The organism is Micromonospora sp. C28ISP2-4, assembly GCF_030519385.1.
Taxonomy (GTDB): Bacteria; Actinomycetota; Actinomycetes; order Mycobacteriales; family Micromonosporaceae; genus Micromonospora; species Micromonospora tulbaghiae.
The window spans coordinates 93,570-112,024 of the sequence record NZ_JAUMKG010000009.1 but is presented as its reverse complement, the minus strand read 5'-3'; the positions used below and the strand labels follow the sequence as shown (position 1 = coordinate 112,024).

The 18,455-nt window shown below is 74.4% G+C and carries 19 protein-coding genes; 14 read left to right on the top strand and 5 right to left on the bottom strand.

Annotated elements, in window-relative coordinates; translation table 11 throughout:
* Positions 1-5: 5 nt before the first annotated feature.
* A complete protein-coding gene (locus Q3W68_RS27280; protein ID WP_302908161.1) occupies positions 6-665 on the bottom strand; it encodes a DUF6766 family protein in 660 nt (219 codons plus the stop codon).
* A gap of 85 nt (positions 666-750) precedes the next feature.
* Entirely contained in the window at positions 751-1,215 is a 465-nt protein-coding gene (locus tag Q3W68_RS27275) for a DUF4383 domain-containing protein (RefSeq protein ID WP_302908182.1), read from the bottom strand.
* A 209-nt stretch (positions 1,216-1,424) separates the two neighbouring features.
* On the opposite strand from Q3W68_RS27275, the gene Q3W68_RS27270 reads away from it, so the two are divergent.
* Genes Q3W68_RS27270 through Q3W68_RS27260 form a run of 3 tightly spaced genes read left to right on the top strand, consistent with a single transcriptional unit; the run spans position 1,425 to position 3,326 of the window.
* Positions 1,425-2,207 (top strand): hypothetical protein, encoded by a 783-nt coding sequence (locus tag Q3W68_RS27270; protein ID WP_302908160.1) that lies wholly within the window; start codon positions 1,425-1,427, stop codon positions 2,205-2,207.
* A 31-nt stretch (positions 2,208-2,238) separates the two neighbouring features.
* The gene (locus Q3W68_RS27265) at positions 2,239-2,691 is read left to right on the top strand and encodes a phage holin family protein (RefSeq protein WP_018787295.1); all 453 of its coding nucleotides are present in this window, start codon (positions 2,239-2,241) and stop codon (positions 2,689-2,691) included.
* Positions 2,688-3,326, top strand: coding sequence for a DUF3618 domain-containing protein (locus Q3W68_RS27260; RefSeq protein ID WP_302908159.1), 639 nt, complete (start codon positions 2,688-2,690; stop codon positions 3,324-3,326). The genes Q3W68_RS27265 and Q3W68_RS27260 overlap by 4 nt, the downstream gene beginning before the upstream one ends.
* A 65-nt stretch (positions 3,327-3,391) precedes the next feature.
* Here the strand turns inward: Q3W68_RS27260 and Q3W68_RS27255 are convergent, their stop codons facing one another.
* The gene (locus Q3W68_RS27255) at positions 3,392-4,477 is read right to left on the bottom strand and encodes a glycosyltransferase family 2 protein (protein WP_302908158.1); all 1,086 of its coding nucleotides are present in this window, start codon (positions 4,475-4,477) and stop codon (positions 3,392-3,394) included.
* Positions 4,478-4,597: 120 nt separating this feature from the next.
* On the opposite strand from Q3W68_RS27255, the gene Q3W68_RS27250 reads away from it, so the two are divergent.
* Both Q3W68_RS27250 and Q3W68_RS27245 read left to right on the top strand, forming a co-directional pair.
* Positions 4,598-5,236 (top strand): cyclase, encoded by a 639-nt coding sequence (locus tag Q3W68_RS27250; RefSeq protein ID WP_302908157.1) that lies wholly within the window; start codon positions 4,598-4,600, stop codon positions 5,234-5,236.
* Positions 5,233-6,411, top strand: coding sequence for a zinc-dependent alcohol dehydrogenase (locus tag Q3W68_RS27245; RefSeq protein WP_302908156.1), 1,179 nt, complete (start codon positions 5,233-5,235; stop codon positions 6,409-6,411). The genes Q3W68_RS27250 and Q3W68_RS27245 overlap by 4 nt, the downstream gene beginning before the upstream one ends.
* A gap of 21 nt (positions 6,412-6,432) precedes the next feature.
* Here the strand turns inward: Q3W68_RS27245 and Q3W68_RS27240 are convergent, their stop codons facing one another.
* Positions 6,433-7,698 (bottom strand): cytochrome P450, encoded by a 1,266-nt coding sequence (locus Q3W68_RS27240; RefSeq protein ID WP_302908155.1) that lies wholly within the window; start codon positions 7,696-7,698, stop codon positions 6,433-6,435.
* A gap of 238 nt (positions 7,699-7,936) precedes the next feature.
* Between Q3W68_RS27240 and Q3W68_RS27235 the strand changes: the two genes are divergently transcribed.
* Positions 7,937-8,323 carry a hypothetical protein gene (locus tag Q3W68_RS27235; RefSeq protein ID WP_302908154.1) on the top strand — a complete coding sequence of 129 codons (387 nt, stop codon included), beginning with the start codon at positions 7,937-7,939 and terminating at the stop codon, positions 8,321-8,323.
* A gap of 7 nt (positions 8,324-8,330) precedes the next feature.
* Here Q3W68_RS27235 and Q3W68_RS27230 read toward each other — a convergent pair whose 3' ends face one another.
* Positions 8,331-8,549: a DUF397 domain-containing protein gene (locus Q3W68_RS27230; RefSeq protein WP_013287999.1), complete on the bottom strand. Its 219-nt coding sequence runs from the start codon at positions 8,547-8,549 to the stop codon at positions 8,331-8,333.
* Between the two features lie 66 nt (positions 8,550-8,615).
* Between Q3W68_RS27230 and pepN the strand changes: the two genes are divergently transcribed.
* The 8 genes from pepN (at position 8,616) to Q3W68_RS27190 (ending at position 18,341) form a co-directional block, all read left to right on the top strand.
* Positions 8,616-11,132, top strand: coding sequence for an aminopeptidase N (pepN, locus tag Q3W68_RS27225; protein ID WP_302908153.1), 2,517 nt, complete (start codon positions 8,616-8,618; stop codon positions 11,130-11,132).
* A gap of 82 nt (positions 11,133-11,214) precedes the next feature.
* On the top strand, positions 11,215-11,811 hold the full coding sequence (gene nadD / locus Q3W68_RS27220; protein WP_018787303.1) for a nicotinate-nucleotide adenylyltransferase: 597 nt from the start codon (positions 11,215-11,217) through the stop codon (positions 11,809-11,811).
* A 110-nt stretch (positions 11,812-11,921) separates the two neighbouring features.
* The gene (gene rsfS / locus Q3W68_RS27215) at positions 11,922-12,326 is read left to right on the top strand and encodes a ribosome silencing factor (protein ID WP_013287996.1); all 405 of its coding nucleotides are present in this window, start codon (positions 11,922-11,924) and stop codon (positions 12,324-12,326) included.
* Positions 12,323-12,952 (top strand): histidine phosphatase family protein, encoded by a 630-nt coding sequence (locus Q3W68_RS27210; RefSeq protein WP_302908152.1) that lies wholly within the window; start codon positions 12,323-12,325, stop codon positions 12,950-12,952. Before rsfS ends, Q3W68_RS27210 begins: the two co-directional genes overlap by 4 nt.
* A 48-nt stretch (positions 12,953-13,000) precedes the next feature.
* Positions 13,001-13,855 (top strand): DegV family protein, encoded by an 855-nt coding sequence (locus tag Q3W68_RS27205; protein ID WP_302908151.1) that lies wholly within the window; start codon positions 13,001-13,003, stop codon positions 13,853-13,855.
* Positions 13,856-13,864: 9 nt separating this feature from the next.
* Positions 13,865-14,641 (top strand): SDR family NAD(P)-dependent oxidoreductase, encoded by a 777-nt coding sequence (locus Q3W68_RS27200; RefSeq protein ID WP_302908150.1) that lies wholly within the window; start codon positions 13,865-13,867, stop codon positions 14,639-14,641.
* Between the two features lie 530 nt (positions 14,642-15,171).
* A complete protein-coding gene (locus Q3W68_RS27195; RefSeq protein ID WP_302908181.1) occupies positions 15,172-15,948 on the top strand; it encodes a ComEA family DNA-binding protein in 777 nt (258 codons plus the stop codon).
* Positions 15,945-18,341, top strand: coding sequence for a ComEC/Rec2 family competence protein (locus tag Q3W68_RS27190; protein WP_302908149.1), 2,397 nt, complete (start codon positions 15,945-15,947; stop codon positions 18,339-18,341). The genes Q3W68_RS27195 and Q3W68_RS27190 overlap by 4 nt, the downstream gene beginning before the upstream one ends.
* Positions 18,342-18,455: the final 114 nt, after the last annotated feature.

Sequence of the window (18,455 nt, the reverse complement as noted above, 5' to 3'; positions counted from 1 at the left end):
GACGCTCAGGCGCTCGTCTGCGCGTGCGGCGCGGTGACCGGCTTCGACTCCGGGCTGGCGTGCTGGCGCAGCACGATGCTGAGCAGGATCAGCACGCCGACGGCGAGGAACTCGCTCTGCCAGTTCTGCATGGACTGGAACCAGAAGTCGCTGGTGCCGAGGAACTGCCACGCGCTGATCGGGGCGGCGCCGCTCTCCAGCGCCTGCTCCTGGTTGTAGGCGGCCACGCCGCCGAACAGGTGCCCCAGGAACGCACCCCCGAAGATCATCAGGAGCGCGATGGCGAGGCTGTTCCGGTAGACCACGAGCGGCAGCCCGCCGACGCGTACCGGCCACGGCGAGTCGGGGCCGGCGTGGTCGCGGTTGTCCTCCGGCCGGTCCGTCTGGCCCTCCGGCTTCGACTCGGCCGAGCCCTTCTGCACCAGGTACGCGGTGAGCAGCACGTAGCCGCCCATCTGGAGGAACTCCGACTCCCAGTTCTCGAACACCGCCTCGGCGAAGTGCCCGGTGCCGAGATAGCCCCACCAGCTCAGCGGCTCGACGCCGTACCGGCTCAGCTCCTCGTTGTGCACCTGCCAGCCGAAGACGCTCTGCAGCAGCAGGAAGACCAGGAACGCGCCGAGCATGGCTATCGAGAGCATGTTGTCGCGCAACCACCGTGGCATCGCCGGACCTCCTCGACCCGCTCGCGCCTGCCCTCCTGCCCGGCGGCGGGCCGCGGCAAACGCCGTACCGGCGTGTCGCGCCTGGTCAGGGGCGGTCGAAGGGTGCCTCCACCCGGCTGCCGGTGCCGAGGTTGTTGTTGAGCAGCAGGCCGGCGGCGAGCATGCCGAAGCCGAGGGCCAGGTGCAGCCAGTTGTCGGCGTCGTTGATCGGCAGGATGTTCACAGCGGTGTCCCGGTCGATGGCGAAGCCGTACAGCCACAGCACCAGGTAGAGCGCGCCGCCACCGGCGAGGAAGACCCGCGCCCCGCCCAGCCGCCGGGCCATCACCAGACCGACCAGCCCGAACGACAGGTGCAGCAGGTTGTGCAGCACCGACACCTGGAACACCCCGAGCAGCTTCGCCTCGGAGTGGTGCCCGGCGAACGTCATGTCGCCGTAGTGGGTGGTGATGCCGGGCACGAAACCGAGCACGCCGATCAGCGCGAAGAGGGCTGCCGCCGCGAGCGCGACCTTCTGCACCGCAGGCCGGGCGGACGCGTGTTCGCGCACGTCACGTGCCATCCCTGTCACCCCCGTGGAACTCGGCCGCCGCCCGGGCGGGCAGGCATTCCATTGTCTGACCGGGACGGGCCGCTCCGGCAGAGAAATCAGGAATCAGGCATGGATCGGACGACCTGGGGTAGGGCCATTGTCACGCGGAAACAATCCGCGTACCCCCCGAAGACACCCGCTGGCAACACACGAGCGGAAGGGACACCATGACTCAGGATCTTTCTCCCAGTTCGGCCACGTACCAGTCGACGAACGGTGGCGGTGTGCGCGACCAGGCCCGCCAGGTCGGCTCCGACGCCGCAAGCGCGGGCGGCGCGGTCGCCCAGACCGCCAAGGAGCAGGGCCGGGAGGTGGTGGGCGAGGCCAAGCGGCAGGCCCGCGACCTCTACGGCGAGGCCCGCGGCCAGGTCACCGCGCAGGCCGGTCAGCAGCAGCAGCGCGCCGCCAGCGGGCTGCGGTCGCTCGCCGACGAGATGCGCACCATGGCGCAGCAGGGTGGCGGCTCCGGGCCGGTCACCGAGCTGGCCCACCAGGCTGCCGAGCGCGTGCACGGCGTGGCCGGGTGGCTGGAGCAGCGTGAGCCGGGCGACCTGCTCAACGAGGTGAAGAACTACGCCCGCCGCAACCCGGGCACGTTCCTCGTCGGCGCGGCGCTGCTCGGGGTGGTCGCCGGGCGGCTCACCCGCAACATCACCGCGCTCGGCGACGACAGCACGGCGCGGCCGGCGTACGACCCGGACCGCACCGCCGTCATCCCGGCCGCGCGTGAGGTGCCGGACCAGGTGCCGCCGGGCGGCTACCTCGACCCGACTCCGGGCAGCTACGCCGAGCCGGACCCGGGCTACTCCGCGCCGGGCGCGACCTACCCGACCGGCGGCGCCCCGAACACCTGGGCCGACCCGGCGGGTGGTACCGGCCAGCCGCTGCCGCCGCCGGAGCGCACCGACCCGCTGCCGGGTGTCCCGTCGACCGGCGCTCCCCGCCCGTGACCGGCCGCACCGGCAGAAGGGAGGCGACGGCATGACCGTACCCACGCAGGACCCCGGCTATCAGGCGGCGGGCGCCCCGCCCCACGCCGACGAGGTACGCGGCAGCTCGCTCGGTGACCTGATGCGTCAGGTCACCACCGACCTGTCCACGCTGATGCGCCAGGAGGTCGAGCTCGCCAAGGCGGAGATCCGCCAGGAGGGCAAGAAGGCGGGCAAGGCCGCCGGCCTGTTCGGCGGCGCCGGCTTCGGCGGCTACATGGTGGCGCTCTTCGTCTCGATCGCGATCTGGCAGTTCCTCGACAACGTCATGGACTCCGGGCTGGCCGCGCTGATCGTGGCCGTGATCTGGGCCGCGGTCGCAGCGGTCCTGTACTCGATGGGCAAGAAGAACGCCGAGCGGATCCGCGGCCTGAAGCAGACCAACGACAGCGTGCAGCGCATCCCCGACGCGCTCAAGCCGCACCCGGAGGGAGTCACCCGATGAGCACCGATCCCGAGCAGATCCGCCGCGAGATCGAAGCCACCCGCAACAACCTCAGCTCGGACGTGGACGCCCTGGCGTACAAGGTCAGCCCGAGCCGCATCGTCGACGACCGCAAGCAGCGTGTGCGCAGCGCGCTGACGAACGTGAAGGACAAGGTGATGGGAACCGCATCGGACCTCGGCCACAGCACCGGCCACGCCGCCCACTCGGTGGGCGGCCACGCCTCCTCGATGGCCTCCACCGTGGGCGACAAGGCGCAGTCCGCCGCCGCCACGGTCAGCGACGCCGCCCACCGGGCACCGCAGGTGGTGCGGCAGAAGTCCGAGGGCAACCCGATCGCCGCCGGCGTGATCGCCTTCGGCGTCGGCATGCTGGTCTCCTCGCTGATCCCGGCCACCCGCCGCGAGCAGCAGGTCGCCGCGCAGGTCAAGGAGAAGGCCGCCGAGCACGGCGGCGTCGTCAAGGAGAAGCTGGGCGAGGTCGCCTCCGAACTGAAGGAGGAGCTGCGCGAGCCGGCGCAGCACGCCGCCGAGTCGGTGAAGGCCACCGCGCAGGACGCCGCGCACACGGTCAAGGACGACGGCCGCGCCGCCGCCCAGGACGTCCGGCACAGCGCCGAGCAGGCGCGGTCCTGAAGGTCCGCGCCCTCGGTAAGGAAGGGCCCCTTCTTATCGCCCAGGCGATAAGAAGGGGCCCTTCCTTACACCTCGGCGCGTAGCGGTGGGGGCATCGCCCCGGTCTCCACCCAGAGCACCAGGTCGTCGGGGCGGCGCCGCGTCATCCGCCGGCGCAGGAGGCGGGTGGGGTTGGCCGCCGTCCGCAGCCGGGCGCCCGCGTACGGCACCCCGCCGCGCATCCGCCGGCCCATCGCGAGCCAGGCGCACAGGCCGCGTTCCAGCACCCAGGCGGGCGCGGCCAGGCTCGTGTGCGCCGGGAAGACCCGGGCGCCGCCCGCCCGCCGCCGGCCCAGCTCCGCCACCGCGACAGTCGCCACTCCGGCGCGCAGCAGCAGCCCGGGCCGGCGGGTGGCGAGCGCGACCGCCGTCGCCGGCAGCACCGCCAGCGCGGCCAGCAGCCACACCGGACGGGCCGTCTCGTCGTACGCCTGGCGGACGCGCTGCCCGAGGAAGTGCGCGGCGGTCGGCGGGAGCCGCCGAACGTACAGCCACGCCGGGGTGGCGGTGCTGCCGCCGTACGCGCGCACGGTCCGGACCAGCTCCAGGTTCTCGAAGAGCACGTCGGGGTCGTAGCCGCCCATGGCCAGGAACGTGCTCCGCCGCACCCCGAGCGTGCCCGGCCAGTCGCCGCCGAACACGCGGGCGAGCAGTGTCCGGCCGGTGTCCCACCAGGCGTGCCAGGGCAGCGGGTCGAAGTGGTTCTGCGGCCGGACCAGGTCCACCCCGTCCAGCATCTGGTGCACGGCGCACAGGGCCGCCCGGTCGTACCGGACGTCGTCGTCGGCGATCACCACGTGCTCGTGCCGGGCCAGCGCGACGCCGGTGAGCACGCCGAGCACCTTGCCGTTGCGCCCGCGCAGCGCCGGGTCCGGCGGCACGTGCCGCACCAGCCGGTCCCAGGCGGCGGCGTGCCGCGCGAACAGCTCCGGCGCCGATCCGTCGACCACCACCACGTCGACCCAGCGGCTCAGCTCGCGCAGGTACCCGGTCAGCTCGTCCAGGCCGCTGTCGTCGTGGGCGCGCAGGGGCAGAACGTACGCCATCGGCAGCCGGACCGGCGCGGACGCGGCGCCCTCGTCGTGCGGGTGCGCGGCGGCAGGTCGGTTCACGTCGCCTCCCTCGTGTCGGATCACGCGACTTGCCCGGAATGCGGCTGCTGAAACCGTTTCGGGCGCGCTGCGTCGGGTAGCGCACCCGGATACGGACGGTCCGAGTCGGGAGGAGACGTGATGCCCAGCAACGCGACGAGATGGGCGATGGCCGGCGCCGCCGCGGTGACCGCGCTCGGGGTCACCCGGACGGTGGCCCGCCGGCGGCACCGGCACCAGCCCGACCGGGAGGACGGCTGGTACGTGGTGCGCCGCGGGATCACCGTGAACCGGCCGGTCGACGAGGTGATCGGCTTCTGGACCGACCGGGAACGGCTCGACCGGGGCCTGGCCGAGTGGGCGACGCTGGAGCAGATCGACGCGAACCGGTGGCGCTGCGTGGCCGCCGACCCGGCCGGCGGCGGCACCGAGTGGCGGGCCGAGATCACCGTCGACGGTCCGGGCCGGTTGAGCTGGCGGGTCACCGACGGACCGGTGGCCCAGCGCGGCCGGGTCGAGCTGGCCGCCGCCCCGCAGGACCGGGGCACCGAGATCCGGGCGGAGCTGCGCTGGCGGTCCGGCCCGATCCGGCGGGCGGTCGGCCTCGTCGGCGGCGACGACCCGGACCTGGGTCTGCGCACCACACTGCGCCGGATCAAGTCGCTGATCGAGACCGGGCAGGTGCTCGACACCCGGCACGACCCGTCCGGGCGCAGCCCGCGGCAGGAACGGGCGACGGACAAGGTACGCGAGAAGCTGATGGCGGGAGGACGACCGTGAGGGCGTTGTGCTGGGAGGGCGTCGGCAAGCTTGCGGTGCGGGACGTGCCGGAACCGACAGTCAGGTCCGGCGGGGACATCATCGTCAAGGTACGCGCGAGCAGCGTCTGCGGCTCCGACCTGCACCTGATCAACGGCTACCTGCCGGCGATGCGCGAGGGTGACATCCTCGGCCACGAGTTCATGGGCGAGGTGGTCGAGACCGGTCCGGACGTGCGGCGGATCTCCGTCGGTGACCGGGTCGTGGTCGGCTCCGTGGTGGCGTGCGGCTCGTGCTGGTACTGCCGCACCGAGCAGTTCTCGCTGTGCGACAACTCCAACCCGCAGCCGGTCTTCACCGAGAAGCTGTGGGGCCACTCGCCCGCGGGCATCCTCGGCTACTCGCACGCGGCCGGCGGCTACTCCGGCAGCCACGCCGAGTACATCCGGGTGCCGTTCGGCGACGTCGGCGCGTTCAGAGTGCCGGACGGAGTGCCCGACGACTCGGTCGTGTTCGCCTCCGACGCCATGCCCACCGGCTGGATGGCCGCCGACTTCTGCAACCTCAAGGGCGGCGAGGTGGTGGCGGTCTGGGGTGCCGGCGGCGTCGGCCAGATGGCGGCCCGGTCCGCGCAGATCCTCGGCGCCGAACGGGTCGTGATCATCGACCGGCTGCCGGAACGGCTCGCCACCGCGGCGCAGCGCCTCGGCGTCGAGACGATCAACTACGCCGAGACGGACGTGCTGGAGGCGCTGCGGGAGATGACCGCCGGGCGCGGCCCGGACGCCTGCATCGAGGCCGTCGGCATGGAGTCGCACGACGTCGGCCCGGCGTACGCGTACGACAAGGCCAAGCAGACGGTACGCGCGCAGACCGACCGGCCCACGTCGGTCCGGCAGGCGATCATGGCGGCTCGCAAGGGCGGCACGGTGAGCATCGTCGGCGTGTACGGCGGCCTGGTGGACAAGTTCCCGCTCGGCGCGGCCATGAACAAGGCCCTGGTGCTGCGGATGGGGCAGATGCACGCCCAGCGCTACATCCCGATGCTGCTGGACCGGGTCGCGGCCGGCGAGATCGACCCCGGCTACCTGGCCACCCACCCGATGTCCCTGGAGCAGGGTGCCCGGGGCTACGAGATCTTCGAGAAGAAGGAGGACGGCTGCCTGCGTACCGTGCTGCACCCGCAGGCCGCCTGACCGCGTCAGGGGTGCGCCCGTTCAGCGCAGTGGGCGTACCCCGCCGGCCGGGCGTACCCCGTCGAGCACCAGCCCGGCGGGCGGCAACGCCGGCATGGTGCCGAGGTCGAGCGCCAGGTCCTGCGGCGGCACGCGGTACGTCATCGCGCCGGTCAGGTTCGTCACCGCCCGCTTCATCAGCTCGATCGTGATCCACTCACCGGCGCAGCGATGGCCGGTGTAGTGGTCGCCGCCGCCCTGCGGGACCAGGCCGAACGGGTCGTCGCGCCAGCCGGCGAAGCGCTCCGGGCGGAACCGTTCCGGCTCGGGCCACACGTCGGGGTGGTGGTTCGTGCCGTACAGGTCGAGCAGCACGCGCCGGCCCTGCGGGAACGAGTACCCCCGCCACTGGAACGAGCGGCGTACCCGGGCCGCGGCGACCGGGAAGAACGGGTAGTAGCGGCGTACCTCCTGCACGAACTGCTCGGTCGCGGCGTCGTCGCCGGGTAGCCGGTCCCGCCAGTGCGGGTGGTCGTGCAGCGCCAGCGCGGCGAAGACCACGTACCGGTCCACGGCGACGGTGGGGCGCAGCACGTTGAGCAGCTCCACAGCGGCGATCCGGCGGGGCAGCGGCAGACCCCGTTCGTCCCGGTGCCCGGCCACCACCGCCAGCGCGCTGCCCTCAGGGGCGGGCACGGCGCCCGCGCGTACCCGCTCGATCAGGTCGCCGGCCCAGCGTTGCGCGTTCCGGCGGCCGAGCCGTCCACGCCAGTGCCGGGGGCCCAGTGCGGCCGGCGCCTCGATCATCGCGTGCATCTCGGCGGTGCGGCGCGGCACGTCGGCCTCGGCCAGCGGCACCCCGGCCCAGTCCCAGACCGTACGGGTCAGGATCTTTCCCACCTCGTCGTAGAGCACCACCGGGCCGCCCGCGGCCCAGTCGGGGATCCGGGCCCGCCACTGCTCGTCGAAGATCTCCCCGAGGCGGCGGATCGCGGCCGGCGTCATGATCGACATGAACATCGCCTTGCGGACCAGGTGCGCCTGCCCGTCGAGACCCTGCACGCCGCCGACGCCGGTGAGCGTGCGCTGCCCGCGCATCGGCATGGCGCCGCGCCGGACAAACCGCTCCTCGTCGTAGAACAGCTCGGCGGCCTCCCGGCCACGCAGGCAGATCGTCGGCTCCAGCAGCAACCGGGTCTGGAAGACGTCGGTGCCGAGGCGGTCGCAACGGTCGCCGACGAAGCGGTAGCCCTCCCGCAGGAACGCAAGCGTGCTGTCCGGGCTCCGGTCGCTCGGCATGGTGCTCATCTCGGCTGCTCCTGACGCGGTTCGGCGACCCTGCCTACCTACCCGGGCCGGCGCGGCCGAACCCTCCATTTCAGCAGCTCCGGCCCTTCGGGGGAGGGGCCGGCCACGTGGGCGGGTGCTGGCCCCTCCCCGGGCGCGCAAAAGCTGGTTGGCTCGGGTTCGCGGACCGGCGGCGACCGGTCCGCCGCCCGCCGGCGCGACGTCCGGCGGGTGTCACCGGCGACGGGGGAGGGCACCCATGCGTGACGACAGGGCGGCACGACGGCACCGCGAGGCGCCGGCCCGGCTGCGCGGCGACGGCCGCGACGGGCCGCTGATCGGCGCGCCCCGGCGCTCCGCACCCCGCCCGCCGCGCCATTTCACAGTGCACCTGGGCTTCGCCGCCGCCGATCCCGCCGTCGCGCGGGAGCACGCCGTCGCGTACGCCGAAGCGCTCGGCCTGCTCCGCCCGGAGCTGGCGCTCGGCGCGGCGGCGCTGTCCCCGGCGGACGCCTGGCACCGCGCCGAGCGGCTGTTCTGCGACGCGGTCGGGCCCGACGGCGAGCGCTGCGCCGACGTGGCCGGTCACCCCGGCTTCCACCACGCGCCCGGTCCGGGCGGTCTCGGCTGGGGCGACGGTGACTGAGGCGCGCTCAGTCCAGGTCGAACTCGCCGTCCTGGGCGCCCGCGACGAACGCGTCCCACTCGGCCTGCGTGAAGACAAGCACCGGCCCGTCCGGCTCGGCGGAGTTGCGCATACCGATCAGGTCGTCGACGAAGGCCACTTCGACCGCTCCCTCGGAGGTGTCGCCCTCAGCCCGCTGCCAAACCGCCCGGGAGAGGTCGAAATCGCCCTTGGGGTGCTGACCCATCGCTGCTCCTCCATCGCCATGCGTAACGGGAAGGCCCGAGCGGACCTCATCGGGCAGGATAAGCGGATGCCGAGCCTCACCCGTGCAGAGGCGACCGCGCGCCGCGCGTCGATCACCGTTGAGTCCTACGATGTGGACCTCGACCTGACCGGCGACGCCGAGCGGTTCCGCTCCGCCGTCACCATCCGGTTCCGGGCCACCCCCGGCGCCGAGACCTTCGTCGACGTCAAGCCCCGCCGACTCCTCGCCGCCCGCCTCAACGACAGCGAACTCGACCCGGCGCTGCTCGCAGGCGACCGGCTGCCGCTGACCGGGCTGGCCGCGACCAACACGCTCACCGTCGAGGCCGAGATGGCCTACTCCAACACCGGCGAAGGGCTGCACCGCTTCGTCGACCCGGCCGACGGCGAGACGTACCTCTACGCGATGTCCTTCCTGGACGACGGGCCGCGCATCTTCGCCGCGTTCGACCAGCCCGACCTGAAGGCACCGGTGACGCTGACCGTCACCGCGCCGCCGGAGTGGACTGTCGCCGCCAACGGGCCGCTCGCCGACCGGCCCGCGCCGGGGCGCTGGGAGTTCGCGCCCACCGAGCCGCTGGCCACCTACTTCGTCTCGCTGATCGCCGGGCCGTGGCACGTGCTGCGCGCCGAGCACGACGGCATCCCGCTCGGCCTCTACTGCCGGCGTTCGCTCGCGGCCCACCTGGACGCCGACGCCGACGAGATCTTCACCGTCACCCGGCAGTGCCTCGACCGCTTCCACCAGCTGTTCGCCGAGCGCTACCCGTTCGGCAAGTACGACCAGGCGTTCGTGCCCGAGTTCAACGCCGGCGCGATGGAGAACCCGGGCCTGGTCACGATCCGCGACGACTACGTCTTCCGCTCCGCTGTCACCGACACCCAGCGGGAGCTGCGTGCCACCACCATCGCCCACGAGATGGCGCACATGTGGTTCGGTGACCTGGTCACCATGAGCTGGTGGGACGACCTCTGGCTCAACGAGTCCTTCGCCGAATACCTCGGCACCCGGGTCACCGCCGAGGCGACCCGGTTCGACCGGGCGTGGACCACGTTCGCCAGCCGCCGCAAGGCCTGGGGCTACACCGCCGACCAGCGCCCCTCCACCCATCCGGTGGCGCCGGAGGAGGTCGCCGACGCCGCGCAGGCGCTGCTGAACTTCGACGGCATCTCGTACGCCAAGGGCGCCAGCGTGCTGCGCCAGCTCGTCGCCTGGCTCGGTGACGAGGCGTTCCTGGCCGGGCTGAACGCGCACTTCGCGGCGCACCGGTTCGGCAACGCCACGCTCGCCGATCTGCTGGCCGCGCTGGGCGCGGCGAGCGGCCGCGACCTGGACGGCTGGGCGGAACGCTGGCTGCGCCGCGCGCAGGTGAACACGCTGCGGGTCGACACCGCTGTGGACGCCGACGGGCGGTGGACCGACGTGGCGATCGTGCAGACCGCCCCGGCGAGCCACCCGGTGCTGAGGCCGCACCGCATCGGCGTCGCCCACCACACGGCGGACGGCCCGGCGTACCGGTTCGATGTCGACCTCGACCCGGACGCCGACGGCGGCCGTACGCCGCTGCCCGAGCTGGTGGGGCGGCCCGCCACCGGGCTCCTGCTGCCGAACGCCGGTGACCTGACGTTCGCGAAGATCCGGCTCGATCCGGCCTCGGCGGACGCGGTGCCGCTGCTGCTGCCGGCGCTCGACGATTCGCTGGCCCGGGCGCTGCTCTGGGCCGAGACGCTGGACGCGGTCACCGACGGGGAACGGCCGGCCGGCGCGCTCGCCGAGCTGATCGGGGCGGCGCTTCCGGCCGAGACCGAGGTGACGATCGTCGAGGACGTGCTGCTGCTCAGCCGCCGGCTGATCGACCGTTACCTCGATCCGCTCGCCCGTGACGCGGCGCTGCTGCGGGTCGCGACCGCCTGCGCGGCGCTGCTCGACTCGGCGCCCGCGGGCGGGTCGTTGCAGCTCGCCGCCGCGCGCGGACTGATCGGCGCCACCACCGACACCGCCATGCTCACCGGCTGGCTGGCCGGCGAGGGCGTGCCGCCGGGGCTGGCGGTCGACGCCGACCTGCGCTGGGCGGTGCTGCGCCGGCTCGTGGTGCTCGGCGCGGCCGGCACGCCGGAGATCGACGCCGAGGCCGACGCCGACCGCAGCGCCACCGGCGCCGAGCAGGCCGCCGCGTGCCGGGCCGCGCTGCCCGACGCCGACGCGAAGCGGGCCGCCTGGGAGATCGTCACCCGCAGCACCGAGCTGTCGAACCGGCTGGTCGAGGCGACCGCCGAGGGCTTCTGGCAGCCGGAGCAGGCCGAGCTGACCGCCGGGTACGTGGAGCGCTACTTCACCGACATGCCGGAGGCGGCGCGTCTGCGTACCGCGTGGGTGGCCGACGCGGTCACAGTCGCCGCGTACCCCCGCTACGCCGTGGCGCAGCCCACCCGGGAGATGGCTGCGGCGCTGCTGGCCCGCGACGACCTGACGCCCGGCCTGCGGCGGTGGGTGACCGACCTGGACGACGACATGCGCCGGGCGCTCGTGGCCCGGACGGCGGTGGCCGCCGCGTCGGCGTGACCGGGCAACGCCGGGCGGGCTCACCCGCCCGGCGTTGCCGACCCCGCCCGGGCCCGTCCGGGGCGCGGCCTACGATCGCTGGGTGGAGGAAGACATCCGGCGGGTCGGCATCATGGGCGGCACGTTCGACCCGATCCACCACGGGCACCTGGTGGCGGCGAGCGAGGTGGCCGACCGGTTCGGTCTGGACGAGGTCGTGTTCGTGCCGACCGGGCAACCGTGGCAGAAGGCGGAGGAAGCGGTCACCCCGGCCGAGGACCGCTACCTCATGACGGTGATCGCCACCGCCTCCAACCCGCGTTTCCAGGTGAGCCGGGTCGACATCGACCGGGGCGGTCCCACCTACACCGTCGACACGTTGCGCGACCTGCACGCCGAGTACGGCCCGAAGGCGCAGCTGTTCTTCATCACCGGCGCGGACGCCCTGGAGCGCATCCTCTCCTGGAAGGACCTGGACGACGCGCTCGAACTGGCCCACTTCATCGGCGTGACCCGGCCCGGTTTCGAACTCACCGACAAGCACCTCCCGGCCGACTCGGTGAGCCTGGTGCAGGTGCCAGCGATGGCGATCTCCTCGACGGACTGCCGCGCGCGGGTCGCCCGGGGGGAGCCGGTGTGGTACCTGGTGCCCGACGGTGTGGTGCAGTACATCGCGAAACGGCGGCTCTATCAGCGGTGATTCGCCCCCGTACGTCCCGGTTCATGCCTGAAATCGACCAGAACTGACAAGTCGGTGCACCGCCGGGTGTGAGAGGCTTGGAGGGTCGCACGGTTGATCGAAGGAGAACGGTGACAGTTTCCGAACGCGCGCACGAGCTGGCGATGGCCGCCGCCCAGGCCGCGGCCGACAAGAAGGCACAGGACATCGTCATCATCGACGTGGGCGACCAGCTCGCGATCACCGACGCGTTCCTGCTGGCCGCCGCTCCGAACGAGCGTCAGGTGCTCGCCATCGTCGACGCCATCGAGGAGCGCCTGCTGGAGCTGCCGGAGAAGGCCAAGCCGGTGCGCCGCGAGGGCGAGCGGGGTGGCCGCTGGGTGCTGCTCGACTACGTCGACATCGTGGTCCACGTCCAGCACACCGAGGAGCGCGAGTTCTACGCGCTCGACCGGCTCTGGAAGGACTGCCCGCAGATCCCGTTCACCGATCGCGACCTGGCCGACTCGGCCGCCGGCACCGCCACCGCCGAATGACCCGCCTGATCGTCTGGCGGCACGGCAACACCGACTGGAACGCCGCGAGCCGGGTCCAGGGTCAGACCGACGTGCCGCTCAACGACCTCGGCCGGGAGCAGGCCCGCGCCGCCGCTCCGGTGCTGGCCGCGCTGCGCCCGGACGCGATCGTCGCCAGCGACCTGCGCCGGGCCGCCGACACCGCCGCCGCGCTCGCGGCGCTGACCGGGCTGCCGGTCCGCTCCGACGCCCGGCTGCGCGAACGGCACTTCGGCCAGTGGCAGGGCCTCACCCTGACCGAGGTGGCCGAGCGCTTCCCCGACGAGTACGCCCGCTGGCGGGCCGGCGACCCCGACCCCGGCGCCGGCATCGAGCCCCTGGGTGACCTGGGCGCCCGGCTCGGCGCCGGATTCCAGGACGCGGCCGACCTGGCCACCGGCGGCACCGTCGTGGTGACCACCCACGGCGGCGGCGCCCGGCAGGGCGTCGGGCACCTGCTCGGCTGGGACCACACGGTGCTGCGCAGCCTCGGCTCGCTGGCGAACTGCCACTGGACCGAACTGCGCCACGACGACGCCCGGGGCTGGCACCTGCGCGCGCACAACGTCGGTCTGATCACCCAGCCGGCGCTCACCGACGCGGTCTGACACCTCCGGCCCCGGCGGGTCACAGCGCCATCGGCTAGCGTGCCGGTCATGCCCGTCGCGGTCGTCACCGACTCCACCGCCTACCTGCCCCCCGACCTGGTCCGCGCACGCGGGCTCACAGTCGTCCCGCTGACCGTCGTCCTCAACGGCGCGGAGGGGCTGGAGGGCGTCGAGACCTCCCCGGCCGACGCCACCCGCGCGCTCAGCGGCCGGCGGGTCTCGGTGAGCACGTCCCGGCCCGCGCCGGAACAGTTCGCGCAGGTCTACCGCGCGCTGCTCGCCGAGGGCGCCGACGGCGTGGTGTCGGTGCACCTGTCCGCCGAACTGTCCGGCACCGTCGAGGCCGCCCGGCTCGCCGCCGGCGAGGTCGGCGACGACCGCGTCACGGTCGTGGACAGCCGATCCACCGGCATGGGCCTCGGCTTCCCGGCGCTCGCCGCCGCCGCGGCCGCCGCGCAGGGCGCCGACCTGACCGGGGTACGCGACGCGGCGCTGGACGCGGTCACCCGGACCACCATCTACTTCTACGTCGACACGCTGGAGTTCCTGCGCCGGGGCGGCCGGATCAACGCGGCCGAGGCACTGCTCGGCACCGCTCTCTCGGTGAAGCCGATCATGCACATGCCTGACGGCGCGATCGTGGTCAAGGACAAGGTCCGTACCGCCAGCCGGGGCGTGGCACGCCTGGTCGACCTGGCAGTCGAGGCGGCAGGCGACGCCCCCGTGGACCTCGCCGTGCACCACCTCGCCGCGCCGCAACGGGCCGAGCAGCTGCTGACGGCGCTGACCGAACGGCTGGGCGACCGGCTGCACGACACGTACGTCACCGAGGCGGGAGCGGTGGTCGCCGCGCACGCCGGGCCGGGACTCGCGTGCGTGGTGGTGCACCGCCGCACGCCCTAGGGTGGCCGGATGAGCCCACTGTCGTACGTCGTCACCGGCGGCGGGCGCGGCGTCGGACGGGCGATCGTCGAACGACTGGCAGCCGACGGCGGCACAGTTGTCGTGGTCGAGCGGGACAGCGGCGCGCTGGACTGGCTGGCCCGCCATCCGCTCGCCGACCGGCTGCACGCCGTGACCGGGGACGCCGGCGACGAGGCAGTCACCGGCCGGGCCGCCGACCGCGCCGAGGCGCACGCGCCGCTGGCCGGCTGGGTCAACAACGCCGCCGTCTTCCGCGACGCCGACCTGCACCGCGCGCCCGCGAGCGAGGTGGTCGACCTGATCGCGCTCAACCTGCGCCCCGCCGTCGCGGGAGCCGGCACCGCCGTACGCCGGTTCCTGGCCGCGCGCACCGGCGGCGCGATCGTCAACGTCTCCTCCCACCAGGCCCGCCGGGCGGTGCCCGGTGCCCTCCCGTACGCCACCGCGAAGGCCGCCCTCGAAGGGCTGACCCGGGCGCTCGCCGTCGACTACGGGCCCCGCGGGATCCGCGCCAACGCGGTCGCGCTCGGGTCCATCCACACCGAACGGCACGCCGCCTACCTGGCCGGACTCGACCCGGCCGGGGTGGCGCACGTCGACGCGGAGATGGCCCGGCTGCACCCGCTCGGCCGGGTCGGGCGTACCGACGAGGTGGCCGAGGTGGTCGCGTTCCTGCTCTCCGAACGCGCCGCGTTCGTCAACGGCGCCACGGTGCCGGTCGACGGGGGACGGGCCGCGCTGGGCCTGGACCCGGAGGCGCGCTGAGCTTCGCCTCCCGGCCGCGCTAGCACAGTCGGGGTTTGATCGGGTCCCTGTCCACAGTGCTCCCGTCGTCCACGGGTGAGAGTTGACCGGCCGACGGTTGACGAGCCGTCGCCGTAGCGTCCCGAGCCGTGCCAGACGACGAGGAGACGACGGTACGGCGGCGGCTCGCCCGGCTGTTCGGGGGCGCTGATGCGGCAGACGCCGCCCCGTCGGCTCCTGTCGGCCGTCCGAGCCGGCCCATCGGCGCGATGATGCCGGAGGCACTGTCTCCGCCCGAGCCCTGGCGCTCCTTCGAGCCGGGTCTCGAACCTGGGCCAGGTGGGACCTGGCTGGAGTCGGCCTTTGGGCGCGGCCCTGGTGCGTCTGGGCCGGACCCCGAGGATCGGTCCGGCTCTGTGCGCGGGCCTGGTGGGGCTGGGCTGGGTTCCAGGGCTCGGCCTGGTTCGGGATCCGGCGGTGGGCTGGGCTCGGAGGATCGGTCCGGATCTGGTCCCGGGCGTGTGACAGGTGAGGGCGAGCCGGGCTACGGGCTGCGACCAGCTCTCCCGGGGCGTGACGGCGTGTGGGAGCAGCCGTTCGGGGATCCGGCGCCCGGTGAGTCGGACGCCGAGATGGACCGTCCGTCGGCGTCCGTGCGCGGTCTGGTGTCCCGGCTGCCCGGCCCAGGGGCGTTCGATCCCGGCCGGCGGGGTGTGCGGGCGCTCGCGGCGGTGGCGGCGGTGGTGGTCGTGGTGGCCGCCGTCTGGGCGTGGCGCTCGCGTCCCAGCGCCGAGCCCGTCCAGCCGGTCGCCGCGTCCGCCGAGGCGCCGGTGAGCGCGGCGACCGAAGCGGCTCCCGGGGGGCCCGCGCCGGCCGGCTCACCCGGTCAGGTGGTCGTCGCGCTGGCCGGGAAGGTCCGTCGCCCCGGCCTGGTCCGCCTACCCGCCGGCGCCCGGGTGGCGGATGCGATCGAGGCGGCAGGCGGCGCCCTGCCCGGTGTCGACGTGGCGCTGCTCAACCCGGCCCGCAAGGTCACCGACGGGGAGCTGATCCTGGTCGGCGTCACCGCCCCGCCGGGGCAGGCCGGACCCGCCGCAGCGGGCGGCGGTGCGCCGGGCGGCTCGGCAGCGCCCGCGGGACCGGTCAACCTCAACACCGCGACGCTGGCCCAGCTCGACGCGCTGCCCGGCGTCGGGCCGGTGCTCGCCCAGCGGATCCTCGACCACCGGGACCGCAACGGCGGGTTCCGGTCCGTGTCCGACCTGCGCCAGGTCGACGGCATCGGCGACGCCCGGTACGAGCAGCTCAAGGAACTGGTGACGGTGTGAACGGCCGACGCCCCCTCGATGGTGACGCGGCCGACCGCGACGTGCCCGACCTGCGGCTGGCCGGATTGGCGGTGGCCGCCTGGCTGGCCGCGCTGGCCGGGCTGCACCTGACCGTCCGGGAGAGCGTGTGGACGGCCGCCGTCGCCGCCGCGCTCGCCCTGCTCACGGGCCTACACCTGTGCGGTGTGCTGGGCCGGCCGGGTGCGACGGTCCGCCGCTACGGCTGGACCGCGGTGGCCGTGCTGCTCGGCGTGCTCTGCGGTGCGGCGGCCACCGGCGCCCGGGTCGCGGTCCGCGACGCCGCACCGGTCCGCGCGCTCGTCACCGACCGTGCCCCGGTCACCGCCGAGATGGTGCTGCGGGACGACCCCCGTCCGATACGCGGTGCCCCCGGCCGCCCACCGATGCTGCTGGTCCGCGTGGACCTGATCCGGCTCACCGGGTCCGACGGCGCTCGCGTCACCGGCCCGGTACGCGCCCTGGTGCTGGCGACCGACCCGGCCTGGCGTCCACTGCTGCCCGGGCAGCGGGTCACCAGCCGGGGGCGACTGTCCGCCCCGCGCGGCGGCGACCTGACCGCCGCCGTGCTCTCCACCCCCGACCCGCCCACACTGCGCGGCAACGCGTCGTGGCCGCAACGGGCCGCCGGCGTGCTGCGCGCCGGGCTGCAACGGGCCTGCGAACCGCTGCCCGATGCGCCGGGCGGGCTGCTGCCCGGTCTGGTGGTCGGAGACACCAGCCGGCTGCTGCCGGAGGTGGAGGAGGACTTCCGGGCCACCGGGATGACGCATCTCAACGCGGTGTCCGGCTCCAACGTGGCGATCGTCGTCGGGGCGGTGCTGCTGCTGGCCCGCTGGGCGCGCGCCGGTCCGCGTACCGCCGCCACGCTCTGCGTACTCGCGCTCGTCGGGTTCGTCATCCTCGTCCGGCCCTCGCCGAGCGTGGTGCGTGCCGCGGCGATGGGCGCGATCGGGCTCGCCGCGCTCGCCGCCGGGCGGTCCCGATCGGCGCTGCCCGCCCTCGCCGCCGCGGTCACCGGCCTGGTCCTGTACGCCCCGGACCTCGCCGGCGACCCGGGGTTCGCATTGTCGGTCTGCGCCACCGGGGGACTGCTGCTGCTCGCGCCGGGCTGGCGGGACGCGTTGCGGCGCCGGGGCGTACCGGCCGGGCTGGCCGAGGCGCTCGCGGTGCCGGCCGCAGCACAACTCGCCTGCGGTCCGGTGATCGCCGGGCTGTCCGCGACGGTCAGCCTGGTGGCGGTGCCGGCGAACCTGCTCGCGGTACCGGCAGTCGCGCCCGCCACTGTGCTCGGCGTGCTGGCGGCGGTGCTGTCGCCGCTGTGGCCGGGCGGCGCGGAGTTCCTGGCCTGGCTGGCGAGTTGGCCGGCGCGCTGGCTGGTGGCGGTGGCCGCGTACGGGGCGGACCTGCCGGCCGGGAACCTGCCGTGGGCGGGCGGGGTGGCCGGGGCCGTGCTGCTTGCGGCGGTGAGCGTGGCGTTGCTGCTCGCCTTCCGGCGACGCCGGGCGCGACGGCTGATCGCTGTCGTCGCGGTGGCGGTGGTGCTGGGCGCGGTGCCGGTCCGGCTGCTCGCCTCCGGCTGGCCGCCGCACGGCTGGGTGGTGGTGGCGTGCGCGGTGGGGCAGGGGGACGCGGTGGTGCTGCCGGTCGCGGCCGGCCGGGCCGTGGTGGTCGACGCCGGCCCGGAGCCGTCCGGCGTGGACGCCTGCCTGCGCCGTCTTCGCGTACGCGAGGTGCCGCTGCTGGTGGTCAGCCACTTCCACGTCGACCACGTCGGCGGCGTGGCCGGGGTGTTCCGGGGCCGGCGGGTGGGCGCGGTGGTGGGTCCGTCCTGGTCCGAGCCGTTCTACGGGGCCGCCCAGGTGCGTGATGCGGCCCGCCGGGCCGGTACGTCGCCGGCCCCGGTGCAGGCGGGGTGGCGGTGGCGGGCGGGCGCGGTGGACCTGGTCGCGGTCGGGCCGCCGTACCCGCTGCGGGGCAGCCGGTCCGACCCGAACAACAACTCGCTGGTGCTGGCCGCCTCTGTGGGTGGGGTACGGATCCTGCTCACCGGTGACGCCGAGACCGAGGAGCAGCGGGCGATGCTGGAGACGACACCGGCCGCGGCGATCCGGGCCGACGTGCTGAAGGTGGCCCACCACGGGTCGGCGTACCAGTCGCCGGAGTTCCTGGCAGCGGTGCGTCCGGCGGTCGCGCTGGTGTGCGTGGGCGTCGACAACGACTACGGGCACCCCAACGCCGGGCTGCTGGACCGGCTGACCCGGGGCGGTGCGCGGGTGCTGCGTACCGACACCGACGGGGACGTCGCGGCGGTCCGGGTGGGTGCCGGTCTCGCGGTGGTGAGACGTGGCGCCGAGTCGGGGCCACCACGATAACCGGGGGATCTTGTCGCGGTAGATGGGGGATCAAGTCAAATGTCTGGATTTGCGCTGTGTGCGGGCTGCGCCGTCACAGTCCCCGATGAGCAGGCCCGGCCGGGTCGGAGGGCG